20 protein-coding genes and 1 pseudogene are annotated in these 24,519 nt (G+C 67.1%); 11 read left to right on the forward strand and 10 right to left on the reverse strand.

The window, feature by feature from the left end; translation table 11 throughout:
• Positions 1 to 10: 10 nt before the first annotated feature.
• The 8 genes from ACAD63_RS31045 to ACAD63_RS31080 all read right to left on the reverse strand — a co-directional run bounded on the left by ACAD63_RS31045 (position 11) and on the right by ACAD63_RS31080 (position 9,900).
• Complete coding sequence (locus ACAD63_RS31045; RefSeq protein WP_133094762.1) at positions 11 to 1,078, reverse strand: NADH:ubiquinone reductase (Na(+)-transporting) subunit F; 1,068 nt, start codon at positions 1,076 to 1,078, stop codon at positions 11 to 13.
• Between the two features lie 28 nt (positions 1,079 to 1,106).
• Positions 1,107 to 1,466, reverse strand: coding sequence for a phenol hydroxylase subunit P4 (locus ACAD63_RS31050; protein ID WP_133094761.1), 360 nt, complete (start codon positions 1,464 to 1,466; stop codon positions 1,107 to 1,109).
• 28 nt (positions 1,467 to 1,494) lie between these two features.
• Complete coding sequence (locus ACAD63_RS31055) at positions 1,495 to 3,006, reverse strand: aromatic/alkene/methane monooxygenase hydroxylase/oxygenase subunit alpha (protein ID WP_135703551.1); 1,512 nt, start codon at positions 3,004 to 3,006, stop codon at positions 1,495 to 1,497.
• 31 nt (positions 3,007 to 3,037) lie between these two features.
• Positions 3,038 to 3,316, reverse strand: coding sequence for an MmoB/DmpM family protein (locus ACAD63_RS31060; RefSeq protein WP_133094759.1), 279 nt, complete (start codon positions 3,314 to 3,316; stop codon positions 3,038 to 3,040).
• Positions 3,317 to 3,337: 21 nt separating this feature from the next.
• The gene (locus tag ACAD63_RS31065) at positions 3,338 to 4,333 is read right to left on the reverse strand and encodes an aromatic/alkene monooxygenase hydroxylase subunit beta (protein WP_133094758.1); all 996 of its coding nucleotides are present in this window, start codon (positions 4,331 to 4,333) and stop codon (positions 3,338 to 3,340) included.
• 53 nt (positions 4,334 to 4,386) lie between these two features.
• Positions 4,387 to 4,608 carry a phenol hydroxylase subunit gene (locus ACAD63_RS31070; protein ID WP_133094757.1) on the reverse strand — a complete coding sequence of 74 codons (222 nt, stop codon included), beginning with the start codon at positions 4,606 to 4,608 and terminating at the stop codon, positions 4,387 to 4,389.
• 1,257 nt (positions 4,609 to 5,865) lie between these two features.
• Complete coding sequence (gene poxR / locus ACAD63_RS31075) at positions 5,866 to 7,569, reverse strand: phenol degradation transcriptional regulator PoxR (protein ID WP_434034255.1); 1,704 nt, start codon at positions 7,567 to 7,569, stop codon at positions 5,866 to 5,868.
• Between the two features lie 207 nt (positions 7,570 to 7,776).
• Entirely contained in the window at positions 7,777 to 9,900 is a 2,124-nt protein-coding gene (locus ACAD63_RS31080) for a catalase (protein ID WP_135703549.1), read from the reverse strand.
• A 272-nt stretch (positions 9,901 to 10,172) separates the two neighbouring features.
• Between ACAD63_RS31080 and ACAD63_RS31085 the strand changes: the two are divergent.
• Positions 10,173 to 10,403 (forward strand): annotated as a pseudogene (locus tag ACAD63_RS31085) (glyoxalase superfamily protein); the annotation flags it as partial.
• 22 nt (positions 10,404 to 10,425) lie between these two features.
• Here the strand turns inward: ACAD63_RS31085 and ACAD63_RS31090 are convergent.
• Positions 10,426 to 11,235: an IclR family transcriptional regulator gene (locus ACAD63_RS31090; RefSeq protein WP_133093346.1), complete on the reverse strand. Its 810-nt coding sequence runs from the start codon at positions 11,233 to 11,235 to the stop codon at positions 10,426 to 10,428.
• A gap of 174 nt (positions 11,236 to 11,409) precedes the next feature.
• On the opposite strand from ACAD63_RS31090, the gene ACAD63_RS31095 reads away from it, so the two are divergent.
• The 4 genes from ACAD63_RS31095 to ACAD63_RS31110 all read left to right on the forward strand — a co-directional run bounded on the left by ACAD63_RS31095 (position 11,410) and on the right by ACAD63_RS31110 (position 16,812).
• Positions 11,410 to 12,429: a Bug family tripartite tricarboxylate transporter substrate binding protein gene (locus ACAD63_RS31095; protein WP_434034256.1), complete on the forward strand. Its 1,020-nt coding sequence runs from the start codon at positions 11,410 to 11,412 to the stop codon at positions 12,427 to 12,429.
• 34 nt (positions 12,430 to 12,463) lie between these two features.
• Positions 12,464 to 13,663 carry a CaiB/BaiF CoA transferase family protein gene (locus ACAD63_RS31100; RefSeq protein WP_434034257.1) on the forward strand — a complete coding sequence of 400 codons (1,200 nt, stop codon included), beginning with the start codon at positions 12,464 to 12,466 and terminating at the stop codon, positions 13,661 to 13,663.
• Entirely contained in the window at positions 13,660 to 14,535 is an 876-nt protein-coding gene (locus tag ACAD63_RS31105; protein WP_434034258.1) for a citryl-CoA lyase, read from the forward strand. Before ACAD63_RS31100 ends, ACAD63_RS31105 begins: the two co-directional genes overlap by 4 nt.
• A gap of 264 nt (positions 14,536 to 14,799) precedes the next feature.
• Complete coding sequence (locus tag ACAD63_RS31110; protein ID WP_434034259.1) at positions 14,800 to 16,812, forward strand: alkaline phosphatase D family protein; 2,013 nt, start codon at positions 14,800 to 14,802, stop codon at positions 16,810 to 16,812.
• A 54-nt stretch (positions 16,813 to 16,866) separates the two neighbouring features.
• Here the strand turns inward: ACAD63_RS31110 and ACAD63_RS31115 are convergent, their stop codons facing one another.
• Positions 16,867 to 17,667, reverse strand: coding sequence for a DNA-binding transcriptional regulator (locus ACAD63_RS31115; RefSeq protein WP_135703545.1), 801 nt, complete (start codon positions 17,665 to 17,667; stop codon positions 16,867 to 16,869).
• A 142-nt stretch (positions 17,668 to 17,809) separates the two neighbouring features.
• Between ACAD63_RS31115 and ACAD63_RS31120 the strand changes: the two genes are divergently transcribed.
• From ACAD63_RS31120 to ACAD63_RS31145, 6 genes are all read left to right on the forward strand, one after another.
• Positions 17,810 to 18,748 carry an alpha/beta fold hydrolase gene (locus ACAD63_RS31120; protein ID WP_195427970.1) on the forward strand — a complete coding sequence of 313 codons (939 nt, stop codon included), beginning with the start codon at positions 17,810 to 17,812 and terminating at the stop codon, positions 18,746 to 18,748.
• Between the two features lie 91 nt (positions 18,749 to 18,839).
• Positions 18,840 to 20,723, forward strand: a complete 1,884-nt coding sequence (locus tag ACAD63_RS31125; protein ID WP_135703543.1) for a bifunctional 3-(3-hydroxy-phenyl)propionate/3-hydroxycinnamic acid hydroxylase — start codon at positions 18,840 to 18,842, stop codon at positions 20,721 to 20,723.
• Position 20,724: 1 nt separating this feature from the next.
• Positions 20,725 to 21,669 carry a 3-carboxyethylcatechol 2,3-dioxygenase gene (locus tag ACAD63_RS31130; RefSeq protein ID WP_434034260.1) on the forward strand — a complete coding sequence of 315 codons (945 nt, stop codon included), beginning with the start codon at positions 20,725 to 20,727 and terminating at the stop codon, positions 21,667 to 21,669.
• A gap of 20 nt (positions 21,670 to 21,689) precedes the next feature.
• Positions 21,690 to 22,481: a 2-keto-4-pentenoate hydratase gene (mhpD, locus tag ACAD63_RS31135; protein WP_434034261.1), complete on the forward strand. Its 792-nt coding sequence runs from the start codon at positions 21,690 to 21,692 to the stop codon at positions 22,479 to 22,481.
• Between the two features lie 50 nt (positions 22,482 to 22,531).
• Entirely contained in the window at positions 22,532 to 23,539 is a 1,008-nt protein-coding gene (locus ACAD63_RS31140; RefSeq protein ID WP_243736811.1) for a Bug family tripartite tricarboxylate transporter substrate binding protein, read from the forward strand.
• Positions 23,540 to 23,559: 20 nt separating this feature from the next.
• Positions 23,560 to 24,510, forward strand: coding sequence for an acetaldehyde dehydrogenase (acetylating) (locus ACAD63_RS31145; protein ID WP_133093363.1), 951 nt, complete (start codon positions 23,560 to 23,562; stop codon positions 24,508 to 24,510).
• The last annotated feature ends 9 nt before the right edge of the window (positions 24,511 to 24,519 follow it).

The raw sequence follows: 24,519 nt of genomic DNA on the forward strand, positions 1-24,519 counted from the left end.
CCCTCCCCGATCAGATCTTGAACAGCGGGCTGCGCGCGCTGTTCTGCGCATCGCCCGCGGACAGGAACTTCTCTGTGTGGATATCCGCCTCGAACAGGCGTCCCTGCATCAACGTGCGGATGCAGGCCTCGATCATCGGCGGCGGCCCGCACAGGTAAGCCTTGTGGCCGCGGAAGTCGGCGCTGCCGTCCTTTGCGTAGAGCTGGTGCAGCACGTCATGCACGTAGCCGCGCGCGCCGTCCCAGCCGCTGCCGGCGGGCTCGTCCGACAGCGCCGGCACGTAGCGGAAGTTTGCATGCGCCTGCGCCAGCGCGTGGAACTCGTCGTCGTAGTACAGCTCATCACGGTTGCGCGCGCCCTGCACCAGCGTGATCGGCAGCGTTTCGCCGGCGGCGAGCAGGTCGAGGATCATCGAGCGCGGGCTGGACAGGCCCGAGCCGCCGGCCAGGAACAGCATCGGCACCTGCGCCGACTTGCGCACGAAGAAGCGCCCGTACGGGGCCGAGAAACGCAGTTCGCTGCCTACGGCCAGCTGCTCGTGCAGCCATGTGGTGGCGGGCCCGCCGGGCACGCGGCGCACATGCAGCTCGACCAGTTCATCGCCGGGCTTGCTGGCAAGCGAGAAGGCACGGGGCTGGTCGCAGCCCGGCACCTGCAGGTTCAGGTACTGGCCGGCCTGGAACGCGGTGCGCTGGCCGTCCTTCGGCTTCAGCCAGATGCCGAGGATGGTCGGCGTCAGCGCGCGCGTGGCCACCACCTCGGCGCGGTAGTCGGCCAGCGGCAGGCCTTCGGCGTCGGCGTCTTCCTCGATATCGGCTTCGATCACGAGGTCTGACTGCGCGGTGGCGCAGCAGGCCAGGCACTGCCCGTTGTCGCGCTCGAAGTCCATCAGCGCGAAGCCGGAGGCATCGCCCTGGTCGACCTCGCCGTCGACCACCTGCACCTTGCAGGTGGCGCACAGGCCATGGCAGCAGGCATGCGGCAGCCACACGCCGTTGCGCAGGCAGGCATCGAGCACGGTCTGCCCCGGCGCGATGGGAATGGTCTGGCCGATCGGTTCAATGGTCAGCGAATACATCTCGGTCTCCTTGCTTGCCAACCGCGCATCAGCTGCCGCTGCCGCCGATGCCATCCAGCCCTGGTGTGCGGAAGCGGATCACGTCCTTGTGGCCCAGGCCGTTCTCTGCCAGCGTGCGGTCCAGGTCGGGCTGCCACGGCTGGCCGCCGCGCAGCCACTGCACCGCGCTCCAGTCGATGCGGGCGAAGTCCGGGTGATAGCCGTAGACGCCAGGAAGCACGTCCTGCACCACCGCGCGCAGCGGCATCGACGGCGCAAACGGGAAGCAGTGCGGCGCGCAGAACAGCAGGTGGCCGTCCCAGCCGATATAGAGCAGGCGGTTGCCGTGGAACGCGTCTTCGCGGTCGGCCGGCGCGAAGGTGTAGTCGCCGATGGATACGACGGGCATGGTTGTCTCCTTGTCTGTGATGCGTCGCTCAGGCGGCCGGCGCGATGCCCTTCCAGGCATTCCAGTTGCGCTGGTCCTGCGAGCCTTCGAAGTCGAGGTTGTCGGCGCCCTGATTGATGCGGTACCACTGCAGCACCTCAGGCAGCGTGGCGCCGCCGCAATTGCCCTGGTAGATCTGGTGCACCGGCAGCCAGGCCTGCGCGTACTTGCCCGGCTCGTCGTCGAAGATGTCCTTGCAGCCGTCGGAGCAGAAGTGGAACTTCATGCCGTGGTAGCTGCTTTCGCGGTAGCAGGTCTGGGTGGGGTCGTCCGCTTCGGAGAACACCATCGGGATCTGGCAGGTCTGGCACAGCATCGGCAGCGTGGCGTTGTAGAAGCGCCCGCCGGCCTGCTGCCGATCCTGCCAGTGGTCCAGGCGCGGCTTGTAGTAGCGCTCGAAGGTCTGGGGGTATTTCTCGGCCAGCCACGCCATCTCGTCGGCCTTCGGGATCCAGGTGTGGAAGCCCGCCGCGGCCGCGTAGTTGTAGAAAGTGCCCCACGCCTCGTGCGTGATGCGGTCCTTGGTCCTGGTGGCGACCTCGTGGTACTTGGGCATGCGCAGCCCGTAGCGCTCCAGGTCCTTGAACAGCGCGCCGCCGGCCTGCTCGAAGTACATCTCCCACGCCTCGGCCCACGACATCACGCGCTTGGGCAGCATGTAGTCCATCATCATCCCGACCAGCGTCAGCAGGCGGAAGCCGCGCCAGAACCATTTGTCCAGCCACTTCTGCAAGATCGGGATGTTGCCGGGGTCCTGCTCGCACAGGAACTTGACCACCTCCAGCCCCAGCGTCATGTGGCGCGACTCGTCCGACTGCGCCGAGAAGCCGAAGGTCACGGTGGCCATGTCGCCGTTGTACGCCGCGCCCGACATGAACGGCATGAACAGCAGGTTGGTCAGCACGTATTCGAACGAGAACGAGATCGCGGTGATGAACTCGAACGGCCCCGCGCTCATTGCGTCTTCAAAGTAGGACTTGGGCACCGACAGGTACCAGACCCGGTCGTGCATATGGCGCCATTCGCCGAAGCCGTGGAAGTACTTGTTGTAGACCGACAGCGTATGCAGCTGGGTCTGCGCGTGGCGCAGTTCGTCGATCGACTGCATCTGCGCCGCCACGCGCGCGCCGGCGCCGCGAAAGTGCCGGCCCAGGTGGGCATAGCCGCGGTGCGCGGCATATTCAAGCGGCGTCACGCCGGTCAGGAACAGCCGCAGCGCGTTCAGGTAGCGCGGGTCGGATACGTTGAGGTGGCCGTTGTTCTGCACGAACGAGTCGATGATCGCGTACAGCTTGCGCTCCTTCTCCGACTGGTATTTCCAGTAGGCGTCCATGGTCATGCGGAACGGGTCTTCCCACTTGTCCCAGTCGTGGATCTTGATCCCTTCGTACTTGTCGAAAGGAAAGACCTGGTCCATCGGCTCGTAGGTCGTTTCCCAGGCGAGGTCGCGCGTCATCGAGGCGTACTTCTCGCGCAGGTTGAGCTTCTTGCGTGCGTCCATGATGTCTCCGTGTTGTCCTGTATGCGTGGGGTCAGGCGTTCCAGCGCAGCGTGAAGGCGTCTTCGTCTTCGTCGATGTTTCCGCACAGCGAGATCAGGTTGAGGTGGATCTCCTGCAGGTCCCAGTCGCGGCCGAGCTTGCCAGCGACCAGCTCGCGCACGATGGTCAGGTGGCCGGGGGCGTCGATCTTGACCATGGCCGGGAACTGCGAGACCACGGCGTGCGGGTTGGCTTCGGTGATGGCGTCGATGATGGGGCGGGTGTCGTCGTTGTTCTGCAGGGCGATGTAGACGTTGGCAGCGGTCGTCATGGCGGGTCTCCTTCTTTGCAGTCAGGCAGCAAGGCCGAGCTTGTTCAGGCGGACTTCAAACTGTTCGCGGCACAACGCCACCATCTGGGCACCGTCGGCTCCGGTCAGTGCGTTGGCAACTGGGACCAGCGCTTCGGCTACCTGCGCCGCGGCGGCGTGCGCCCAGCCGGACAGCAGCGCGCGGTTCGCGTCGGACTCCGCGGCGGCGGCCTGGATCACCGCATCGACCCAGCGCGCATGCTCGTCGCGCCAGTCATTCATGAACTCGGTCAGCACGGCGAGGCCGGTGCCGCAGGCGCGCACGATGACCGCGTCGGCGTGCTGGTAGACCAGCGGGTAGAGCAGCCCGTCGAGCACCAGGTTCTGCGCGACGAAGGTCTCGAACCAGTCATCGGTGACGAAGCTGTGTTCGACATAGCGGCGCAGCGGCTGCCACGCCGCGCCTTCCAGCCACGCCACTCTCGCGCGCTCCAGCGCCACGCCGGTATTGCCGTCGAGCAGCATGCCGATGCGCGACAGGTACTGCGCGATGCCGAGGCGATCCATCGCGCAGTAGGTGCAGGCCTGCGTGATCGCCGTGCCCCAGCCATAGTCGGCGCAATAGAAGTTGTTCATGTTCGCGCCCCACTCCACGTGGCGCAGCGGCAGCAGGCCCGTGGCCAGGCGCTCCTGCCATTCAGCCGGCAACGCCTGCAGCAGGCCGCGCTTCTCGACGAAGGCGAAGTTCTTCTCGGCGGCATCCTGCTGGCGGCCGCGCGTGGTCACGTAGGCGCCGTAGTAGTACTGGCGCGGATCCTTTAGCGCGTACCAGTCCTGCATCACGATGGCGGTGCGGCGCTTGTCGTACAGCTCGAAGCCGGGGTCCCAGGTGGGGCGGTAGTGGAAGTTGACCTCCGACTGCACGTCGTAGGTCGCCTCCTGGTAGCGCGACGCGGGCTTGTCGCCGAAGCGGCGCGCCACGTGGCCGTAGGTCTGGCGCAGCGGCTGGATCTGCTGGGTCTTGATATCGACTTGCATCGCTTGGTCTCCTGTGTCCCTCTCTTGTGGTGCGGTGGGTGGGGTTGGTTCTGTCAGGCTTCGTCTTGCTGCGGGGCTTCTGCCAGCGGCGGCAGGAAGCGCACGCGGTTGACGCAGCAGAAGGCTTCGAACATCGGCTCTGGCATGATCAGTTCGACGTTGAGGTCGGGGTCGGCCACGCTGAAGGCGAATTGCACGAAGCCTTCCGGAGTACGGCCTTCGACGCGGACGTAGCGCGGCGTGGCTTCGAACAAGGGGACCGATGGGGTGGTCATGGCAGGCTCCTTCGCAATGGCTTGGGGTGCGGGGGTTATTGCGAAGACTGTGCCAAGGGCTTGGAAGGCTGGTGGGATAAGGGATTGCGGGGGATGGACGTGGCTTGCGTCGGCGTTAACCCGCAGGCGCTGGCGTTGTGGCGATCATTCGATTGATCAAGCTGGGGGGAGTGTTTGATCAAATGATCAAAAGCCGCTTGGGGTGGGCGATTGCGGGTAGCGGGGGTATTGGGCGTGTTTGCCTTGCGGCGCAGCAGCTAGTTACACGGTTGTGCCTTTAAGTTGCTGATGTGACAGGGGAAATGCAGTGAGGCAGTGCAGCATTGCGCTACCGCGGGAACTGACAGGATGGACTGGGGATGGATTAAATGGTGAAGCCAGGTTTTGCTGTGCCTGACGGCTCGGCATCTGGCGGATACTTGATGCGCCCGGTTCCGCCCTAAAGGGCGGGTAACTCTTTGTCCGAGCGACAAAGAGTCACCAGAAAGCGCATTACTGTCCTGGGCGGACGGCCACTCTTATCGTAGTGGGCTGGGGCTTTCGTACGGGGCTTGGCTTCGTTGCAGGGCAGGACTGCCTGACGCCCTGGTGCGCCACGGTGGCTGGGATTGATTCGATTTTTGAACGAGCCCAGAGCTGTTGGGTGGCCCCTGCTGCTGGCGGCGTGGTAGGAACGCCTGCGGCTGCGCTGCGCGCGGGTCCTAGTTGGTTTGCTGGGCTTGGCGATATGGCTATCGCTAATGAGAATCCGGGGCCCGGTCTGAGGGAATTGGCTGGATGCACTTCGTGGAGGCTCCGGCCCTCTCCCCCGGCCCCTCTCCCGCAAGCGGACGAGGGGAGCGAGCAATGGGTAGGGATGCGCCTGTGGGCTCATCGGCGATAGCGCCAAGCGAGCGCAGCGACGCGTTCGTGCCGGAGCTCCTGACCTGAGATGCTGCCGGCGCGCAGCGCAGCCGTAGGCGTCCCCGCGTTGACGCCAGCAGCAGGCGGCCACCCAACAGCTCTGGGCTCGTTCAACAATGGCGTCAATCCCGAGCCACGGTGGCGCGCCAAGGCGTCAGGCAGTCCTGCCCTGCAACGAAGCCAAGCCCCGTACGAAAGCCGTTGCCCACTACGATAAGAGTGGCCGCCCGCAGGGCAGTTAACGCGCTTTTGGTTACTTTTGCCGCTCGGGCAAAAGTGACTCGCCCCTTTAGGGGCGAAACCAGGGCATATCAAATAGCTACCAGATGCCGAGCCGAAGGGATTAAAGCAACTTCAATTCCCCCCTCTCCTAATCTTCCATCGATAAGCCAACTGCGGCCGCGTAATCCCCAACAACCGCGCCGCCTGACTCATATTCCCATCCGTCCGCTGCATCGCAGCCTCCATCAACACCGTCTCCACATCCCCCAGCGCCAGCTGCTGCTCCGACAACTGGTCAAGCAACGCATGCACAGCCGCCTCACGCAGTTCGGGCAGCGTCCCGCCAGCACCAAGGCGTGGTGCGGTATCCACCGGCGGCGCAGCGCTTGCCGGCAGGAACAAATGATCCGCACCAATCTGCCCCCCATTGCTTGCAAGAATCACTCCCCGCTCAATCACATTCTCCAGTTCCCGCACATTCCCCGGCCAGTCATAGCGCCGCAGCTCCGCCAGCGCCCGATCGGTAATACCAAGGATGCGCTTCCCATGGCGCGCGCCATAGCGCGCCAGAAAGCGTTCCGCCAGCAAACGAATATCATCCAGCCGCTCCCGCAACGGCGGAATCGTCACCGGATACACATTGAGCCGGTAATACAGATCCTTGCGGAAGGTGCCTTCCCTGACCGCCTGCGCCAGGTCGACATTAGTCGCGGCCACCAGCCGCACATCGACCTTGCGCGATCCCGAGCCGCCCACGCGCTCGACCTCTCCCTCCTGCAGCACGCGCAGCAGCTTGGACTGCGCCGATGCCGACAACTCCCCCAGCTCGTCCAGGAACAGCGTGCCGCCGTGCGCGCGCTCGAAACGGCCGGGCCGCGACTGGTGCGCGCCGGTGAAGGCGCCCTTCTCCACGCCGAACAGCTCCGACTCGATCAGCTCGTCCGGGATCGCCGCGCAGTTGACCGCGACAAAAGGCTTGTCAGCGCGGCCACTGACGCTGTGCAGCGCCTGCGCAAAGCGCTCCTTGCCCACGCCGGTCTCGCCCAGCAGCAGCACCGTCACGTTGCTGGCCGCGGCGCGCTGCAGCAGGTTCCATGCGGCACGGAAGCCAGGCGAGCTGCCGACCAGGTCGGCCGGCGTCACGCGCGTTTCTTGCAGCGCGCGCAGGTTCTCGACCTCGCTCTGCAGCGCCATGATGGTTTCGATCACGGGATCCGGCTGGTACAGCGCCAGCACCTGCTGCCCGTCTTCCCAGGCCTCGACCGGCTTGCCGACGATGCGGCAGTGCGCATGGCCGCAGGCAATGCACTCCACCTCGCGATAGAGGATGGTGCGGCCCATCAGCGCCGAAGTGTAGCCGGTGGCATAGCCGATCTGCATCCAGCAGGCGGGCTCGTCGACAATACCGAACAGTTGCCGGTGCACGTCGCCCTCGAACGAGTCTTCCCACAGGAATTCGCCGTCGTAGATGCCGGCGGCGATATCGATATCGACCTTGACCGGCGTGACGCGGACCACGCCCTCGATGGTATGCAGGCACGGCCCGATCTCGAGCTGGCCGAAATCGCTCTGGCCGGCGCGCAGCTTCTTCGCGACCTCGGCATCGCGCATGCCGGAATGGAAGCCCATGCGCATAAACAGGCCGCGCGCGCGCTCCATGCCCATGGTGTCGACCAGCTCCTTGCGCAGCGCGCCAAGCGCCGCGGTGTGGATCAGGATCATGCGCTGCTCGTCGAGCCAGATCGCGCCTTCCTCCATGGCAAAGCGCAGCCGGCGCGCAAGGTCGGCCAGCCCGGCGCGCATGGTCGCCGAGAACTTGTCGGTTGAACTGCTCATTGTCTCCCCTCTGTGGCGGCGGGTAACCCGCTCGCGTGTGCCGTTTCACCGGCATCGCTTGCACATTATGTGCCAAAGGCAGAGGGGGTTTCTAGTGGATTTCCCTTGGAGAAACGGCCGTGCTCAGGCCCGGCAAAGCACCGCGGGCGCTTACGGTGGGACGCCGGCCCGCCACGGCCGGCGCTATATTGCGGGCCGGTCCCGGCATTACGCCAGCATCCGCACCTGCGGCTCGCGGTCCCACTGCCGCGTCTTGGCGGCCGCGATAAAGCGCGCGGTATCGCCGGCCGGCACCACCCCGTTATCGGGCTTGAGGTTGGCCTGCGCCAGCAGCGCATCGCCGCCGGCATCGGCCGCGATGGCTTTCAGGTGCGCGTAGGCAAAGCAGACGAAGTCCAGCGCCGCGCTTTCCTGCGCCAGCTGCGCCGCGCCGTCGGCGGACAGCACCACCGCCACCGCGTCGAACATCACGGATGGGGTGCCGGCAAGCTGCCCGTCGGCGGCCAGCCTGGAGCCGTCGGCCATTACCGCGCCGCCCACCTTGGGCGCGACGATCCTGACCGTGGCGCCGGCGGTGGCCGCAGCCTGCCGGATCGCCTCGACGGTCGCGCCATCGGAGCCATCGGCAACCAGGATGCCAACCTCGCGCCCCTGCAGCGTGTCTTTCATGCGGTCGATGATCTGCAGCGCCGGTGACGGCGGCAGGTCCTGCACCGGTGCGGCGGTGGGCAGCGGATCGGGCACCCGGTCCAGCGCCAGGCCGTCGGCGACGCGCCGGCCCAGGCCTTCGTCGATATTGCGCAGGTGCGCCACCATGCGCTCGCGCACGTGCACATGCTCGACCTTGGACAGCTCGAACACCAGCGCCGAGGCGATATGCGCCTGTTCTGCGCGGTTCTGGCTGCGAAAGAACATGCGCGCCTGGCTGTAGTGGTCGGCAAAGCTCTCGGCGCGGATGCGGCCCTTGTCGCCCTGCTCGGGCACGCGCGCGTTCGGGAAGCCGAGGTCCGGCGCCTCGCGCGGCGATGCGTCGTCGAGCGAGCTGGGATCATAGGCCACGCGTCCGCGCGGCACCTCCATCTGCATCTTGCCGTCGCGCTGGTGGTGGGCGAACGGGCACTTGGGCGCGTTGACCGGGATCTGGTGGAAGTTCGGCGAGCCCAGCCGCAGCAGCTGCGTGTCAAGATAGGAGAACAGCCGCCCCTGCAGCAGCGGGTCGTTGGAGAAATCCACGCCCGGCACGATATTGGCCGGGCAGAAGGCCACCTGCTCGGTCTCGGCAAAGAAGTTGTCGGGCCAGCGGTCGAGCACCATGCGGCCGACGATCTTCAGCGGTACCGTCTCTTCCGGGATGATCTTGGTGGGATCGAGGTGGTCGAACGGAAATTTCGCCGCGTCGTCCTCGGTAAAGAGCTGCACGCCCAGTTCCCATTCAGGGAAGTTGCCCGACTGGATCGCGTTGAACAGGTCGCGGCGATGGAAGTCGGGATCGGCGCCGGCGATCTTGACCGCCTCGTCCCACACGGTCGACTGCAAGCCCAGCCTGGGCCGCCAGTGAAACTTGACGAAGGTGGAGTTGCCCTGCCCGTCGAGCAGCCGGAAGCTATGCACGCCAAAGCCTTCGATCATGCGCAGCGAGCGCGGGATGGTGCGGTCCGACATGATCCACATCACCATGTGCATCGACTCGGGCGTAAGCGAGATGAAATCCCAGAAGGTGTCGTGCGCGCTGGCCGATTGCGGGAAGCCCCGGTCCGGCTCCATCTTGACGGAGTGGACCACGTCCGGGAATTTCATCGCGTCCTGGATAAAGAACACCGGGATGTTGTTGCCGACCAGGTCCCAGTTGCCTTCCTTGGTATAGAACTTGACCGCGAAGCCGCGCACGTCGCGCGGCGTGTCGACCGAACCCGCACCGCCGGCCACGGTGGAAAAGCGGGTAAAGACCGGCGTTTTCTCGCCGACTTCGGTCAGCATCCTGGCGGTGGTGAAAGCCGCGAGCGACTCGGTCAGCTCGAAGTAGCCATGCGCGGCCGAGCCGCGTGCGTGGACGATCCGCTCCGGGATGCGCTCATGGTCGAAGTGTGTAATTTTTTCGCGCAGGATGAAATCTTCGAGCAAAGTCGGGCCGCGCGGATTTGCCCTGAGCGAGTTCTGGTTGTCCGGAATGGGAATGCCCTGCGCGGTGGTCAGCGGCGGATGGCTGCTGCCGGCAGTCTGGTGCAGTTCGCCGCCGGTGCCGCGCCGGGCGTCGCCGTAGCCCGCCGGCGTGCCTGCTGCCGCCTGGCCTGCAGCGTTGTTTGCCCTGGGCCTTGCCTGTTTGTCGGCCATATCGATCTCCTTGCACTGGGTAGTTGGAGGACGGGAGGAATGGGAACCTTCGCGATCGGTGCTCGCTATCGGCTGGATAGCCGATATCTATTGAGTGCTTTACGCCGATCACAAGACCATCCAACCGCCAGCAATTGCCGCGCCTGGCGATACAGAACGTCCGGTTGCAAGACCAAGGAGACCAAATGTGCTTCGCGTCAGGCTTCTGACTGGCAAAAAAACCGGCTCGCAGGCAGCGATGCCTGCGTGCCGGCGTGTGGAAGGGCCTAATGCAGGTCAGGCGCTCCGGCCTGGCGCTGCATTTGAGCGAGCACTACGGCGACGCCACGCCGGGATCGACGGTGTTCGTGCCGATGCAGGACATCGATGCGCTGCAGCGCGAACTGGCGGCGAAGGACTATGCGTATGCGCGCCCCGGTATCGAGACGCTCGGCTGGGGAAGGCAATTGCAGGTAGCGGATCCGTTCGGCAACCGGTTGCGCTTCTGCGAGCAGCCGGAATAGGCGCGAGCCTTCGCTACGCCCGCTAGTCTGCATCCCCGGCACCGATCGCGCCGCTGGCCATGACCTGCTCCATGCTCAGCTGCGCGATGCCCTGGTCGTAGCGGGCGCCATTGCCGCCTAGCACCCCGGTGGCCTGCCGCGCGACCTTGAGCAACGTTGCCACTGCCGCGTACATCGTCGGCGCCGCGGCAAGCCTCTGCTTCGGGCCCGACAAGGTCAGCGCGCCCACCAGCTCGCCGGTGGCGCCGAACACCGGCACCGAGGCCGAGGCGGTCTCGGCATCGCGCTCGCCATACGACACCGCCCATAGCCGCGCCCGCACTTCGCCCCATCGCTCGTCGCCGGGTTCGGTGAAAGCGCGCAGCACCTTGCCCGAGGCGCCGCGGTCGATCGGGAAGGCATCGCCGACGCCGATCGAGACGCGCACGGCGCGCGCCGGCTCGACGCGGTAGAGCACGAGGCGCTGCTCGCCCTGGCGCACGTAGAACGATGAGGTTTCGCCCAGTTCGCGGCTGACCTGCTCGAGCAGCGGCTCGATCACCGGACCGACGCGGAACGAGCGCTGGTAGATCGCCGCCAGCCGCAGCGGCTGCGGCCCGATCGCATACTGGCCGTCGTCGAGCTTGCGGATATAGCCGCCATGCTCCAGCGCCGCCAGCAGGCGCAGCACGGTGCTCTTGTACAGGTCGGTGCGGCGCGACAGTTCGGTCAGCGACAGGCGCTCGTCGGTCGGCCCGAAGGCGCCGAGGATGGCGAAGGCGCGGTCCAGTACAGCGACGCCGCTGGAGGTATCGGGGGCGCCGGCAGGTTGGGCGGGTTGGTTGTCTTCCATGGGCAAAGCGGTCGAAGTTCTGTCTAGTAGAACACAAATCCTAGAATTCTCGAAATTCGCGGGTATACCCGGATTAGTTTCGCTGCCGGACGGCATTAAAGTTCTTTTACGTAGAACCATGTTCTATCTGAAAGAACAAAACGACGCCACACTCGCCGCCAGTCAGGAGACCCAATGACCCGCCGATCCCTTCCTTCCCCGATGCTTGCAAAGCCGACGCGCGCGCTGGTTCGCGCCGTTGCCTGCTGCGCGCTGCCGGCGCTGCTTGCCGCCGGCGCCGGCGTCGCCCATGCCGCCGACGCCTATCCCGCGCAACCGGTCCGCCTCATCGTGCCCTTCCCGCCGGCCGGCGGCACCGACGTGCTGTCGCGGCTGGTCTTCAACAAGATCGGCATGGCGACCAAGTGGAACGTGGTGGTGGAAAACCGCGCTGGCGCCGGTGGCAATATCGGGCTCGACAGCGTGGCCAAGGCAAAGCCCGACGGCTACACCCTGGGCATGGGCCAGACCGCCAACCTGGCGATCAACCCCACGCTGTACCCCAGGATGCCCTACAACGCGCAAAAGGATTTCACGCCCGTGGCACTGGTAGCGGCACAGCCGGTGGTGCTGATCGTGCGCAACGACGCCCCCTACAAGACGGTCGCCGACCTGGTGGCCGCGGCCAAGGCGAAGCAGCTGTCGATGGCGTCTGCAGGCACCGGCACGGTCGGCCACCTGACCGGCGAGATGTTCGCGCGGCGCGCCGGCATCAGGATGCTGCATGTTCCCTACAAGGGCGCCTCGCCGGCGCTGACCGACCTGATGGGCGGGCAGACCGACTTCTATTTCGCCACGCCGCCGATCGCCATGCCCATGATCAAGGCTGGAAAGGTCCGCGCGCTGGCGGTGACCTCGGCCAAGCGCATGCCGCTGCTGTCCGCCGTGCCTACCGTTGCGGAGTCGGGCTACGCCGGCTTCCAGGCGGAAGACTGGAAGGCGCTGGTGGCGCCGGCCGGCACGCCGCCCGAGGTGGTGGCGCGGCTGAATGCCGAAGTCAACAAGGCGCTGGCGCAGGCCGACACCGTCAGCAAGCTGCGCGAGGAAGGCAGCGAGCCGCGCGGCGGCACCGCCAGGGAGCTCGGCGCCTTTATCCAGAGCGAGAACATGCGCTGGGGCGAGATCGTGCGCCAGTCCGGCGCGCGCGTCGAATAGCGGTTCAGACATCAACGGATCAGACACCAACACCATGCAAAAGCCCTTGCGCAACATCCGCGTGCTCGACCTCACCAACGTGCTGGCCGGCCCGTTCTGCTGCCACCAGCTCGCCCACCTGGGCGCCGAGGTCATCAAGGTGGAAACGCCGGGCACCGGCGACCTCGCGCGCCAGCTGGGCGCGGATGCCGAGCTGAACCAGCGCCTGATGGGCGTCTCCTTCCTGGCACAGAACCCCGGCAAGCAGTCGGTGACCATCAATCTCAAGCACGCTCGCGGCAAGGAAGTGTTCCGCAAGCTGGTGCGCAGCGCCGACGTGGTGGTCGAGAACTTCCGCCCCGGCGTGATGGACCGGCTTGGGCTCGGCTACGAGACGCTCAGGCAGGAGAACCCGCGGCTGGTCTATTGCGCGATCTCCGGCTTCGGCCAGGACGGGCCGCTGGCGGAACTGCCGGCCTATGACCAGATCATCCAGGGCATGTCGGGCGTGATGAGCATCACCGGCGATCCGCAGACGGCGCCCTACCGCGTCGGCTATCCGGTGTCCGACACCATTGGCGGCCTGACCGCCGCGTTTGCGGTGGCGGCATCGCTGGCGGACCACCAGCGCACCGAGGGCTATTTCATCGACGTATCGATGCTTGAGGCCACGCTGGCCACGATGGGCTGGGTGGTCTCCAACCACCTGATCGCCGGCAAGGCGCCGGTGCCGATGGGCAACGAGAACATGACCGCGAGCCCGTCGGGCACCTTCCGCACCGGCGACGGGCTGCTCAATATCGCCGCCAACAAGCAGGAGCAGTTCGAGGCGGTATGCCGCGTGGTCGGCCGTCCCGACCTGGCGGGCGATACGCGCTTCGCGCAGCGGCAGGCGCGGCTCGCCAACCGCGCTGCGTTGACCGAAGCACTGGAAGCGGAGCTGGAGAAGAAGCCGGCCACCGATTGGTGGCCGCTGCTGAATGCCGCCGGCGTCCCCGCCGGCCCGGTGCTCGATGTGCCCGGCACGCTGGCGCATCCGCAGGTGCGCGACCGCGGCATGATCGGCGAATTTGCCGAAGTGCCCGGCGTGGGCCGCGACATCCGCGTGGTGCGCACCGGCTTCAAGCTCAACCGCGAGGCCCCGGCAGTGGATGCGCCGCCGCCACAGCTGGGCCAGCACACGCGCCAGGTGCTGGAAAGCCTGGGCTACAGCAGCACGGACATCGACCAACTCAGCCAGGAGCGCGCAATATGAGCGGCATCGGCCAACCCAGCAACGCCGGCAAGGACGGCAAGGACGGCAAGGACGACATGGACCCGGGCCAGCGCCTGTCGCAGGACTGGTGGCACACCGGCATCATCGACATGAAGCCCGGCGAGATCCGCTACCGCGGCTATCCCATCGAGCAGTTGATCGGCCGCGTTTCGTTCGCGCAGATGATCTGGCTGATGCTGCGCGGCGAACTGCCGGGCCCGGGCCAGGGCGAACTGCTCGACGCCGCACTGATGGCCGCGGTCGACCATGGCCCGCAGGCACCTAGCATCGCCATCGCGCGCATGGCAGCCACCTGTGGCGTGGGGCTGAACAATGCGATGGCGTCGGCGGTCAACGTGCTGGGCGATGTGCATGGCGGCGCCGGCGAGCAGGCGGTGGCGCTGTATCAGGACGTCGCCGCGCGCATCGACAACGGCAGCAGCATGGACGATGCCGTCGCCGCGGCACTGCATGGCTACCGCGACCTGCACGGCAAGTTCGTTTCTGGCTTTGGCCACCGCTTCCATCCTGTCGACCCACGCGCACCGCGGCTGCTTGCGCTGGTCGAACAAGCCGCTGCCGATGGCGTCGTCACCGGGCGCTGTGCGTCGATCGCGCGCGCGATCGAACAGGCACTGTCCGCCGGACGCAGCAAAGCCATTCCGATGAATATCGATGGCGCCACCGCGGTCATCTATGCCGAGCTGGGCTTCCCCGCCCCGCTGGCCCGCGGCCTGTTCTGCCTGTCGCGCTCGGTCGGCATCCTTGCGCACGCGTGGGAGCAGACCTGCCAGGGCGGGCGCAACAAGGGACCCATCCCGCGCCAGTTCCTGTGGACCTATGACGGCGCGCCGCAGCGCGACGTGCCTTAGTTTAGTTAGTCGTTGATGAATCATTGCGTGGCGGCGGCACGCCTGCGCCTCGCCGCCATGCAAGACTGGCAAGCCCATGCACAACGCATCGCGGCACCAGTCATCCTTTTCCTATATCGATGTCGGCGCCTCACCGACAGCGAAGACAGAAGGCGGCCACTAGTATCCATGCAACAAGCAGTCACGCTCCCCACAAAAAACTGATGCCCTCTCCGGCGTCCGGGCCGCGGCTGCGTTCCGCAACCCGAGAGTAGGAGAACGATCATGGATCGACGCCAGTTCCTGAAGTGGGGAAGTTTCATGACCGTCACGATCGCCACCGGCGGCCTGACCGCCTGCGGCGGCGGTGACAACGGCGATGAGCCCGATACCGGCAATCCGGAAAACTTCAATTTCGTACATGGCGTCGCCTCGGGAGATCCCAAGCCTGACAGCGTGGTGGTGTGGACCCGCGTCGAAGGCAACAACGGCAAGCGGCCCGTGGTGGTACGCCTGCAAGTCTCGACGCAGCAGGATTTCGCGCCGCAATCGCTGCTGGTCAACGAGCCGCTGATGGCCCGTCCGGAATGGGACTACACCATTCGCAACAAGGTCACGGGACTCACCGCCGGCACGCGCTATTTCTACCGCTTCCTGCTCGGCAACCGCGCCAGCACCGTGGGCCGCACGCGCACCGCCGCTGCGGCCGGCACGCCGCTGTCGCAGCTGCGCTTTGCCTTTGTCAGCTGCCAGGACTGGAACGCCAACCATTGGGCCGGCATGGAAGAACTGGTGCAGCAGGACCTGGACTTCATCGTCCACGTGGGCGACTACATCTACGAAGCGGTGCCCGGCGGCTCGCGCGCCGGCCTGGTGGAAGACCGCCACACCGCGCTGCAGCTGCCCAACGGCACGGTGCTGCCGGATGCCAGCGTCTACGCCACCACGCTCGACGACTACCGTTACCTGTACCGCAGCTACCGCAGCGATACCCGCTTGCAGGCGCTGCACGCGGCCTTCCCGATGATCGCGATCTGGGACGACCATGAGTTCTCGGACAACTGCTGGCAGGACCGCCAGACCTATGACTCGGACGACGACCAGACGCCACGCACCGCGCGCCGGCGCGCGGCCAGCCAGGCCTGGTTCGAATACCTGCCCGCAGACGTCAGCCTCGACACCAGCAACCCGTCGTTCCAGAACATCCAGATCTACCGTTCTTTCACCTTCGGCAACCTGGCGACGCTGCTGATGACCGACGAGCGCCTGTACCGCGCCAACCACGTCATGCCGGAGGAAACCATCGGCCGCACCGTGGGCAGCCTGTACCTCGTTCCCGCCGACACGCTGGCCGCCACCGAGGCGCAGAAGATCAGCGCCGCCGGCAATGCGCTGACGCCGGTATCGATGCTCGGCGACACGCAGCGCGCATGGTGGCAGGACCGCGTGGGCGGGGCCAATACCACGTGGAAGCTGTGGGGCAACCAGCTGTCGCTGCTGCGCATGCAGGTCGACGTCACCAAGGCCATCGCCGACCTGATCGCGCGGGCGCTGGTGCAGGCCCACAGTGCGCTGTCATCGCTGCAATCCGCCATCGCCAGCGCGCTGGAAAGCGACCTGGCCGCGGCCAAGGCGGCTGGCACCTATGCCAACCTGGCGTACACCGAATTGCGCAACCTGCTGTCGCAGGCCGGCATCGATGCGGCGGCCTTCGACGCCAGCATCCGCCCGCTGATCGAAAGCCGGCTGCCGGCGATCGCGCTGCTCGACCGGTTTATCCTCAATACCGACCAGTGGGACGGCTTCAATGCCGAGCGCAAGAACCTGATGGCGTTCCTGAAGGCCAACAGCGTGCGCAACGTGGTGGCGCTGAGCGGCGACATCCATGGGTTCTTCGGCGGCCAGGTCATGGACGACTACGATGCGGCCTCGCCCATGCCGGTGATGGTCGACCTGGTCACCGCGGGGTTGTCCAGCAATTCGCTGCTGAGTTCGTTCCGCGCTATCGTCGACAACGACCAGGAATTCGCCGCGTTGCGCGAACTGGTTTACAGCGACGTGGGCGGTGTGCTGTTCAACGCGTTCGACAACACGCTGCGCGCCTTCAATTCCTGGATCCGCCACGCCGACACCAACGCGGAAGGATACGCGCTGGTGACGCTGACGCCGGACAAGCTCAGCTGCACGTACCATACGCTGAAGTCCATCAGCGGCGGCGTCGCACCGGCGCTGCCGGCGACCGCAAGCACGCGGGTGCTTGAAGTGGCGGCAGGCACGGCGGATGTGAATGTGCTGTAGCAGGATGGGTGCGGTGCGGTACGGTGGGTGTATTCGGCTGCTGCGCCAGTCCGCTCAGGCGCCAGCCATACCCGCCGCGATCTTGCCCGCAATGCCAGCCAGCGGCGCCACAAACTTCGCCTCCGCCTCAGCCGGCTTGAGCGCGCGCGACAGGTAGACCACGTTCAGGCTTCCGAGCACGCGTTCCCCCGCGCGCAGCGGCACGGCAATGGCGCTGATGTTGCGCTGCTCGCTCCAGTCGCCATGATTGGTGCTGAAGCCATCCTGCCGCACACGCTTCACCAGGTTCTGCACGAACTGCGCATCGCTGGCGAGCGCGGCCTGGTGCTCGCCCCCGGCACCTGAGCGCAGCATCGCGACGATGCTCTCCTGCTCGGCCTCGGTGCAGTTGGCAAAGTAGGCGCGCCCCGACGCCGTCAGCAGCATCGGCAGCCGCCGCCCCACCATGGCGCGGTGGAACGACAGCGGGCTGAAGCGGTGCGTGGTCTCGCGGATGATCATCGCGTCGCCGTCGGGGGTGGTCAGGTCGGAGGGCCATACCACTTGCTGCAGCAGTTCGCCCATCAGCGGCGCGGCGGTGGTGGAGATCCATTCGTCGTCGGTGAAGCCTTCGCTGAGCGCGCGCACCTGCAGCGTCAGGCGGAAGGTGTCGTCCGACTCGCTGCGACGAACGAAGCCCTGCGCCACCAGCGTCTCCAGCAGGCGCCGTACGGTGGTGCGATGCAGCCCCGTCTCCTGCGCGAGTTGCTGGGCCGTCGCGCGCCCGCTTTCCATGCGGTTCAGCGCCCGCAGCACATCCAGGCCACGCGTCAGCCCCCTGACATTGGCGTAAATGGCATCCCGTTCCAGCGCCATAAAAAATCCTTTTAAATCAACGTTGTGCACTCCTTGCACAGTTTGCACATTTTTTTTGCCGCGAGCAATGCGGTCTCTAGACTTCCGTTCAAAGCAAGCCCCCCGAATGCAGGCACCCTGCACAGAACCTGGAGACAACCGAATGTCGACGCAAGCCGTCCCGGCCACCGCCCTCAATACGTCCACCACTGCCGCCAAGCCGTTCCAGAGCATCTGGGCCGACCTGCGCGGCGTCAGCTTCACCCAGGGCTGGCTCGATGCCGGCGGCATCCAGACACGCTACCTGCACGCCGGCGACCGCAGCAAGCCCGCGCTGATCCTGCTGCACGGCGTCGGCGGCCACGCCGAAGCCTATGTGCGCAACCTGAAGGCGCATGCCGAACACTTCGACGTCTGGGCCATCGACATGATCGGCCACGGCTGGACCGACAAGCCCGATGGCCCGCGCGAGGTGTCTGCCTATGTCGACCACGTGATCCGCGTGCTCGATGCGCTCGACATCGAACGCGCCTCGTTCAGCGGCGAATCGCTGGGCGGCTGGGTCGCCTCGCAGTTGGCGATCGACCATCCCGGTCGTGTCGAGCGCCTGGTACTGAACACCGCCGGCGGCTCGCAGGCCGACCCCGTGGTGATGGAACGCCTGAAGACGTTGTCGATGCGCGCGGTCGAAGACCCGAGCTGGGACTTCATCAAGGCGCGCGTGGAATGGCTGATGGCCGACAAGTCCAAGGTCTTCGACGACCTCGTCGCCACGCGCCAGGCGATCTATGCGCAGCCCGGCATGGTCGAGGCGCAGCGCGGCAACATGGTGCTGCAGGACATGGAGACGCGCCAGCGCAACATCCTGCGCGCCGGCGACTATGGCCGCATCCAGGCGCCGACGCTGGTGCTGTGGACCTCCGACGATCCCACCGCAGATGTCTCGGAAGGACGGCGCATCGCCACCATGATTCCCGGCGCGCTGTTCACGGTGATGGATGGCTGCGGCCACTGGCCGCAGTTCGAGGATGCCGACACCTTCAACCGCATCCACCTGAACTTCCTGCTCGGCAAGCCGGTGCCCGAGGCCACCGCGGTCTGATGCGCTGCGCGCATCCCTGACGACTGGGCTGCGCACATCCCTGACGGTCCGGGCCGCGCCCGGACACCCACAACACATAACGGAGACAGACATGACCCACGCCATCGCCATGGCGGGCGGCGACGCTCGTCCTGACACTGTCGATTGCGATGTCGCCATCGTCGGTGCCGGGCCGGTCGGCCTGATGATCGCCAATATCCTCGGCCTGCAGGGCGTCAGCGTGGTGCTGGTGGAAAAGCTCGCGCAGATCATCGACTACCCGCGTGCCATCGGCCTCGACGACGAAGCGCTGCGCGTATTCCAGTCGGTCGGCCTGGCGCAGACGCTGCTGCCGCACACCACGCCCCACCACTGGATGCGCTTCGTCACCGCGGGCGGGCGCTGCTTTGCGTCGATCGAGCCGCGCACCGACGAGTTCGGCTGGCCGCGCCGTAATGCCTTCATCCAGCCGCTGGCCGACCGCATCCTGTTCGAAGGCCTGCGGCGCTTCCCGCATGTGCGCACGCTGCTGGGCCACGGCGTGGCGTCGTTCACGCATGACGACCACGGCGTGCAGATCGAAGCCGCCGACGAAGCCGGCCGGCCGGTGCGCATCCGTGCCGCCTATATGGTCGGTGCCGACGGCGGCAACAGCCTGGTGCGCCGCGCGCTCGACATGCCGTTCGAAGGCCGCACCAAGCCCAACCAGTGGATCGTGGTGGACGTGCGCAACGACCCGATCGGCACGCCGCACATCTACATGCACTGCGACCCCGAGCGGCCCTATGTGTCGGCCGCGCTGCCGCACGGCATCCGCCGCTTCGAGTTCATGGTCATGCCCGGCGAGACCGAGGAAGAACTGTCGCGCCCCGAGAACATGGCCGCGCTGATTCGCAAGGTGGTGGCCGACCCGGACAAGGTCGACTACATCCGCAAGCGCGTCTATACCCACAATGCACGCCTGGCGCGCGACTTCCGTGCCGGCCGCGTGCTGCTGGCGGGCGATGCCGCGCACATCATGCCGGTGTGGCAGGGCCAGGGCTACAACAGCGGCATCCGCGACGCCAGCAACCTGGGCTGGAAGCTGGCGATGGTGGTCAAGGGCCAGGCCGGCGATGCGCTGCTCGACACCTATACGGCCGAGCGCCGCGCCCATGCGCGTTCGATGATCCACCTGTCGGAGGTGGCCGGCGATATCTTCGCGCCTGCCAGCCGCGCGGGCTCGGCGCTGCGCGACGGGCTGACCAGGGTGCTGAACCGCTTCCCCGCGGTCAAGCAGTACTTCGTCGAGATGCGCTTCAAGCCGATGCCGCGCTACGAGCAAGGCGTCGTGCTCCTGCCCGAAGGCCAGCGCCGCGCGCATCCCGGCCTGCTGGCCCGCTGCCTGGCGCGCTCCGGCAACTCCGCGCTGGGCCGACTGCTGGGCCTGATGAGCGAGAAGCGCGAATCGCTGGTCGGCCGGCTGGTGCATGGCCGCGACCCCGCGGGCAACTCGCCGGTGGGCCGCATGTTCATCCAGCCGCTGGTGCGCACCGAAGCCAATAACGTCGAGCGCCTCGACGATGTGATTGGCAACCGCTTCGCCATCCTCGGCTGGGGCACCGATCCCACCTTCGGCCTGACGGCGCAGGCGCGCGCGGTGTGGCGCCAGCTCGGCGGGGTGTTCGTGCTGGCCAAGCCGGATCCGCAGCTCGACTACCGCGACGACGTGCCCGCTGGCGTGATCGCCGTGGGCGACGTGCATAACCGCCTCAAGGACTGGTTCGGCAACCAGCCCGGCTCGGTGGTACTGCTGCGGCCCGACCGCTTTGTCGCGGGCATGTGCTCGCCGCAGCAGGTCTCGGATTCGGTGGTGGCGCTGGCGCGCAAGCTGGCCTTGCGCACGCCGGCGGCCGAGGAGGCCGGGGAAACCGATACGCGCGCCGCCGCCCGTGCCGCCGCGCCTTCGTACGAGGCGCAGGCCGCCGCCGTCCGGCAGCTTGCCGCGGGAGCCTGACATGCCGATTCATCTCGAATGCCTGTCGCATACGCCGCTGCACGGTTACTACGACCCGGCGCCGGCAATCGTGGCCGAGGTCGAGCGCCTGCAGGCCGCCGCGCGCGCCCGCGTGGAAGCCTTCGATCCCGAGCTGGTGGTGGTGTTCGCGCCCGACCACTACAACGGCTTCTTCTATGACGTAATGCCGCCGTTTTGCGTCGGCGTGGCGGCCAGCGCCATCGGCGACTTCAACAGCCTCGCCGGTCCGCTCGACGTGCCGCAGGACGTGGCGCTGGGCCTGGCCGAAGCGGTGATGGCGCAGGACCTCGACGTGGCGGTGTCGTACCGCATGCAGGTCGACCACGGCTGCGCGCAGGCGCTGGAAGTGCTGACCGGCGCGCTCGACCGCTACCCTGTGATCCCGGTGTTCATCAACTCGGTCGCGCCGCCGATGGCAAGCTGCCGCCGCGCGCGCCTGCTGGGCGATGCCATCGGCCGCTACCTGTCGGGGCTGGGCAAGCGCGTGCTGGTGGTCGGCTCCGGCGGGATCTCGCACGAGCCGCCGGTGCCGGAGATTGCCGGCGCCAGCGCGGAAGTGGCGGAACGCCTGATCGCGGGGCGCAACCCGCCGCCGGCTTCGCGCCAGGCGCGGCAGGAGCGCACCGTGGCCGCCGCGCGCGCCTTTGCCGGCGGCGACAGCCACCTGCATGCGCTCAACCCCGACTGGGACCGCGCGTTGCTGGCGCTGCTCGCAAGCGGCGAACTGACCCGCGTCGACGGCATGACCAACGACGGCATCACGCGTGACGCCGGCAAGTCGGCCCATGAAGTGCGCACGTGGATCGCCGCCTTTGCCGCACTCGCTGCGAGCGGCGCCTACCGCGCCGAACTGGACTACTACCGCCCGATCCCGGAATGGATTGCCGGCTTCGGGCTGATGCACGCCGCTTCCGCGCATCACTGACACTTCTCAAGGACACAGCCATGCAAGACCAGGAAACCATCCTCGCCCTCGCCGCACGCCTGCGCGAAGCCGAGCGAACGCGCACACCGGTAGCGCCGCTGCGCGGCGAGATCGCCACGGACGACGCGGCCACCGCCTACGCCGTGCAACGCGCCAACGTCGCCGTCTGGCAAGCCGGCGGCCGCCGCGTGATCGGCCGCAAGATCGGCCTGACTTCGCCCGCGGTGCAGCGCCAGTTGGGCGTTGACCAGCCCGACTTCGGCACGTTGTTCGCCGACATGGTCTACGGCGACGACGAGCCGATCCCGATGGCGCGCACGCTGCAGCCCAAGGCCGAGGCCGAAGTGGCGCTGGTGCTGCGCCGCGACCTCGACGTGGCCGATGCCACCGTGCTCGACGTGCTGGGCGCGGTGGACTACGTGCTGCCGGCGATCGAGGTGGTCGGCAGCCGCATCGCCAACTGGGACATCTCGTATGTCGACACGGTGGCCGACAACGCCTCCAGCGGGCTGGTGGTAATCGGCGCAGTTCCGGTGCCCCTGGCTGGCCTCGACCTGAAAGCGGTGGAGATGGAAATGCGGTGCGGCGACGAACGCGTCTCGCACGGCAGCGGCGCCGCCTGCCTGGGCCATCCGCTCAACGCCGCGGTGTGGCTGGCGCGCAAGCTGGCCAGCCTGCGCGACCCGCTGCGCGCCGGCGACCTGGTGCTGACCGGGGCGCTGGGGCCGATGGTGCCGGTGCAGGCCGGCAAGACCTATGCAGCGCATATCACCGGCGTCGGCACCGTACGCGCGAAGTTCGCCGACAGCTGACATGACTGCCGAAGCTTTGAACCCATAACGACAGAGAAACGGAGACAACCATGCAACGCCCCCATCGCATGCATCGCCTGATTGCCAGGCTGCTCGCCCCCTTCGCCATCGGCGCCGCCCTGGTCGGCAGCGCCGGCGCGGCCACGGCGCAGGCGCCCGCCTTCCCCAACCGCCCCGTCACCATCGTGGTCCCGTTCCCGGCGGGCGGCATCACCGACATGATCGCGCGCCAGGTCGCGCAGCAGATGCAGAGCGACCTCGGCAAGCCGGTGATCGTCGAGAACCGCCCCGGCGGCGGCGGGCAGATCGCCGCGCTGGCGGTCAAGCGCGCCGAGCCGGATGGCCACATGGTGTTCGTCGCGGCCACCGAGATGTTCGCGATCAACCCGGGCCTGTACCGCAACTTCTCATACGACCCGCTCAAGGACTTCAAGCCGGTGACGGCGCTGGCCGCCTCGCCGCTGGTGCTGGTGGTGCCGCAGAACAGCCCGGCCGGCTCCGTGAAGGACCTGGTCGCGCTGGCGAAGTCGCGCGCGGACGGGGTCAACTACGCTTCGCAGGGCATCGGCTCGATCGGGCACCTGCTCGGCGGCCTGTTCGGCGACAAGACCGGCGGCAAGTTCACCCATGTCGCCTACAAGGGCTCGGCCCCCGCGCTGCAGGACGTGATGGCGGGCCAGGTCGACATGATGTTCGACCCGGTCATCACCACCTCGCCGCTGATCAAGGGCGGCAAGGTCAAGGCCCTGGCGATCGCTTCAAGCAAGCGCTCCCCCAGCCTGCCCGACGTGCGCACGCTGGCCGAGCTGGGCGTGCCCGGCCTGGATGCCGGCGTGTGGTTCGGCATGGTGGTGCGCAGCGGCACGCCCGACGCGGTGGTCGCGCGGCTCAATGAATCCGCGCTGAAGGCGCTCAAGGCCCCGGAAGTGGCCAGGCGCTTCGCCGACCAGGGCCTCGATCCCATGCCGATGAGCCCGCAGCAGTTCGGCACCTTCCTCGCCAGCGAAAGCACGCGCTGGACCCCGCTGGTCAAGGCCAGCGGCGCCAGCGTCGAGTAACCCATCCAAGGAGAATCCCTATGACGCGCAAGCTCAAAGCCGCCATCATCGGCTCGGGCAATATCGGCACCGACCTGATGATCAAGATCCTGCGGCATGGCCGGCATGTCGAGATGGGCGCGATGGTCGGCATCGACCCCGCCTCCGACGGCCTGGCCCGCGCGGCCCGCATGGGCGTTGCCACCACGCATGAAGGCGTGGAAGGGCTGGCCCGGCTGCCGGTGTTCGGCGACATCGACATCGTGTTCGATGCCACCAGCGCCGGCGCGCACGTGAAGAACGATGCGTTCCTGCGCGCGCTGCGCCCGGCGCTGCGCATGGTCGACCTGACCCCGGCGGCGATCGGCCCGTACTGCATCCCGGTGGTCAACGGCGCCGCGCACCTCGACGCGCCCAACGTCAACATGGTCACCTGCGGCGGCCAGGCCACCATCCCGATGGTGGCGGCGGTATCGCGCGTGGCGCCGGTCCACTACGCGGAGATCGTCGCCAGCATCTCCAGCAAGAGCGCCGGCCCCGGCACGCGCGCCAATATCGACGAATTTACCGAAACCACCTCGCGCGCCATCGAGCAGGTGGGCGGCGCGCGCCGCGGCAAGGCCATCATCGTGCTGAACCCGGCCGAGCCGCCGCTGATCATGCGCGACACCGTGTACTGCCTGAGCGAGCCGGCCGACCAGGATGCCATTGCCGAATCGGTGGCGCGCATGGCCGCCGACGTGCAGCGCTATGTGCCGGGCTACCGACTCAAGCAGGCGGTGCAGTTCGAGGAAATCCCCGCGGAGGCGCCGCTCAATATCCCGGGGCTGGGCCGACTCGCCGGCCTGAAGACCACGGTTTTCCTCGAAGTCGAGGGCGCCGCGCACTACCTGCCTGCCTACGCGGGCAACCTGGACATCATGACCAGCGCCGCGCTGAACACCGCCGAAAGCATGGCCGAAGCCATGCTGGCCGAGTCCGCTGCCGCCTGAACCGGAACC

Source organism: Cupriavidus sp. a3, assembly GCF_051015765.1.
Classification (GTDB): Bacteria; Pseudomonadota; Gammaproteobacteria; order Burkholderiales; family Burkholderiaceae; genus Cupriavidus; species Cupriavidus oxalaticus_A.

Coding starts and splice junctions, on each gene's coding strand:
- ACAD63_RS31050 (WP_133094761.1), bottom strand. CDS start 1,466: ATGCCCGTCGTATCCATCGGCGACTACACCTTCGCGCCGGCCGACCGC.
- ACAD63_RS31070 (WP_133094757.1), bottom strand. CDS start 4,608: ATGACCACCCCATCGGTCCCCTTGTTCGAAGCCACGCCGCGCTACGTC.
- ACAD63_RS31080 (WP_135703549.1), bottom strand. CDS start 9,900: ATGGCCGACAAACAGGCAAGGCCCAGGGCAAACAACGCTGCAGGCCAG.
- poxR (WP_434034255.1), bottom strand. CDS start 7,569: ATGAGCAGTTCAACCGACAAGTTCTCGGCGACCATGCGCGCCGGGCTG.
- ACAD63_RS31095 (WP_434034256.1), top strand. CDS start 11,410: ATGACCCGCCGATCCCTTCCTTCCCCGATGCTTGCAAAGCCGACGCGC.
- ACAD63_RS31100 (WP_434034257.1), top strand. CDS start 12,464: ATGCAAAAGCCCTTGCGCAACATCCGCGTGCTCGACCTCACCAACGTG.
- ACAD63_RS31145 (WP_133093363.1), top strand. CDS start 23,560: ATGACGCGCAAGCTCAAAGCCGCCATCATCGGCTCGGGCAATATCGGC.
- ACAD63_RS31105 (WP_434034258.1), top strand. CDS start 13,660: ATGAGCGGCATCGGCCAACCCAGCAACGCCGGCAAGGACGGCAAGGAC.
- ACAD63_RS31125 (WP_135703543.1), top strand. CDS start 18,840: ATGACCCACGCCATCGCCATGGCGGGCGGCGACGCTCGTCCTGACACT.
- ACAD63_RS31130 (WP_434034260.1), top strand. CDS start 20,725: ATGCCGATTCATCTCGAATGCCTGTCGCATACGCCGCTGCACGGTTAC.
- ACAD63_RS31090 (WP_133093346.1), bottom strand. CDS start 11,235: ATGGAAGACAACCAACCCGCCCAACCTGCCGGCGCCCCCGATACCTCC.
- ACAD63_RS31065 (WP_133094758.1), bottom strand. CDS start 4,333: ATGCAAGTCGATATCAAGACCCAGCAGATCCAGCCGCTGCGCCAGACC.
- ACAD63_RS31110 (WP_434034259.1), top strand. CDS start 14,800: ATGGATCGACGCCAGTTCCTGAAGTGGGGAAGTTTCATGACCGTCACG.
- ACAD63_RS31140 (WP_243736811.1), top strand. CDS start 22,532: ATGCAACGCCCCCATCGCATGCATCGCCTGATTGCCAGGCTGCTCGCC.
- ACAD63_RS31115 (WP_135703545.1), bottom strand. CDS start 17,667: ATGGCGCTGGAACGGGATGCCATTTACGCCAATGTCAGGGGGCTGACG.
- ACAD63_RS31055 (WP_135703551.1), bottom strand. CDS start 3,006: ATGGACGCACGCAAGAAGCTCAACCTGCGCGAGAAGTACGCCTCGATG.
- ACAD63_RS31120 (WP_195427970.1), top strand. CDS start 17,810: ATGTCGACGCAAGCCGTCCCGGCCACCGCCCTCAATACGTCCACCACT.
- ACAD63_RS31060 (WP_133094759.1), bottom strand. CDS start 3,316: ATGACGACCGCTGCCAACGTCTACATCGCCCTGCAGAACAACGACGAC.
- ACAD63_RS31045 (WP_133094762.1), bottom strand. CDS start 1,078: ATGTATTCGCTGACCATTGAACCGATCGGCCAGACCATTCCCATCGCG.
- mhpD (WP_434034261.1), top strand. CDS start 21,690: ATGCAAGACCAGGAAACCATCCTCGCCCTCGCCGCACGCCTGCGCGAA.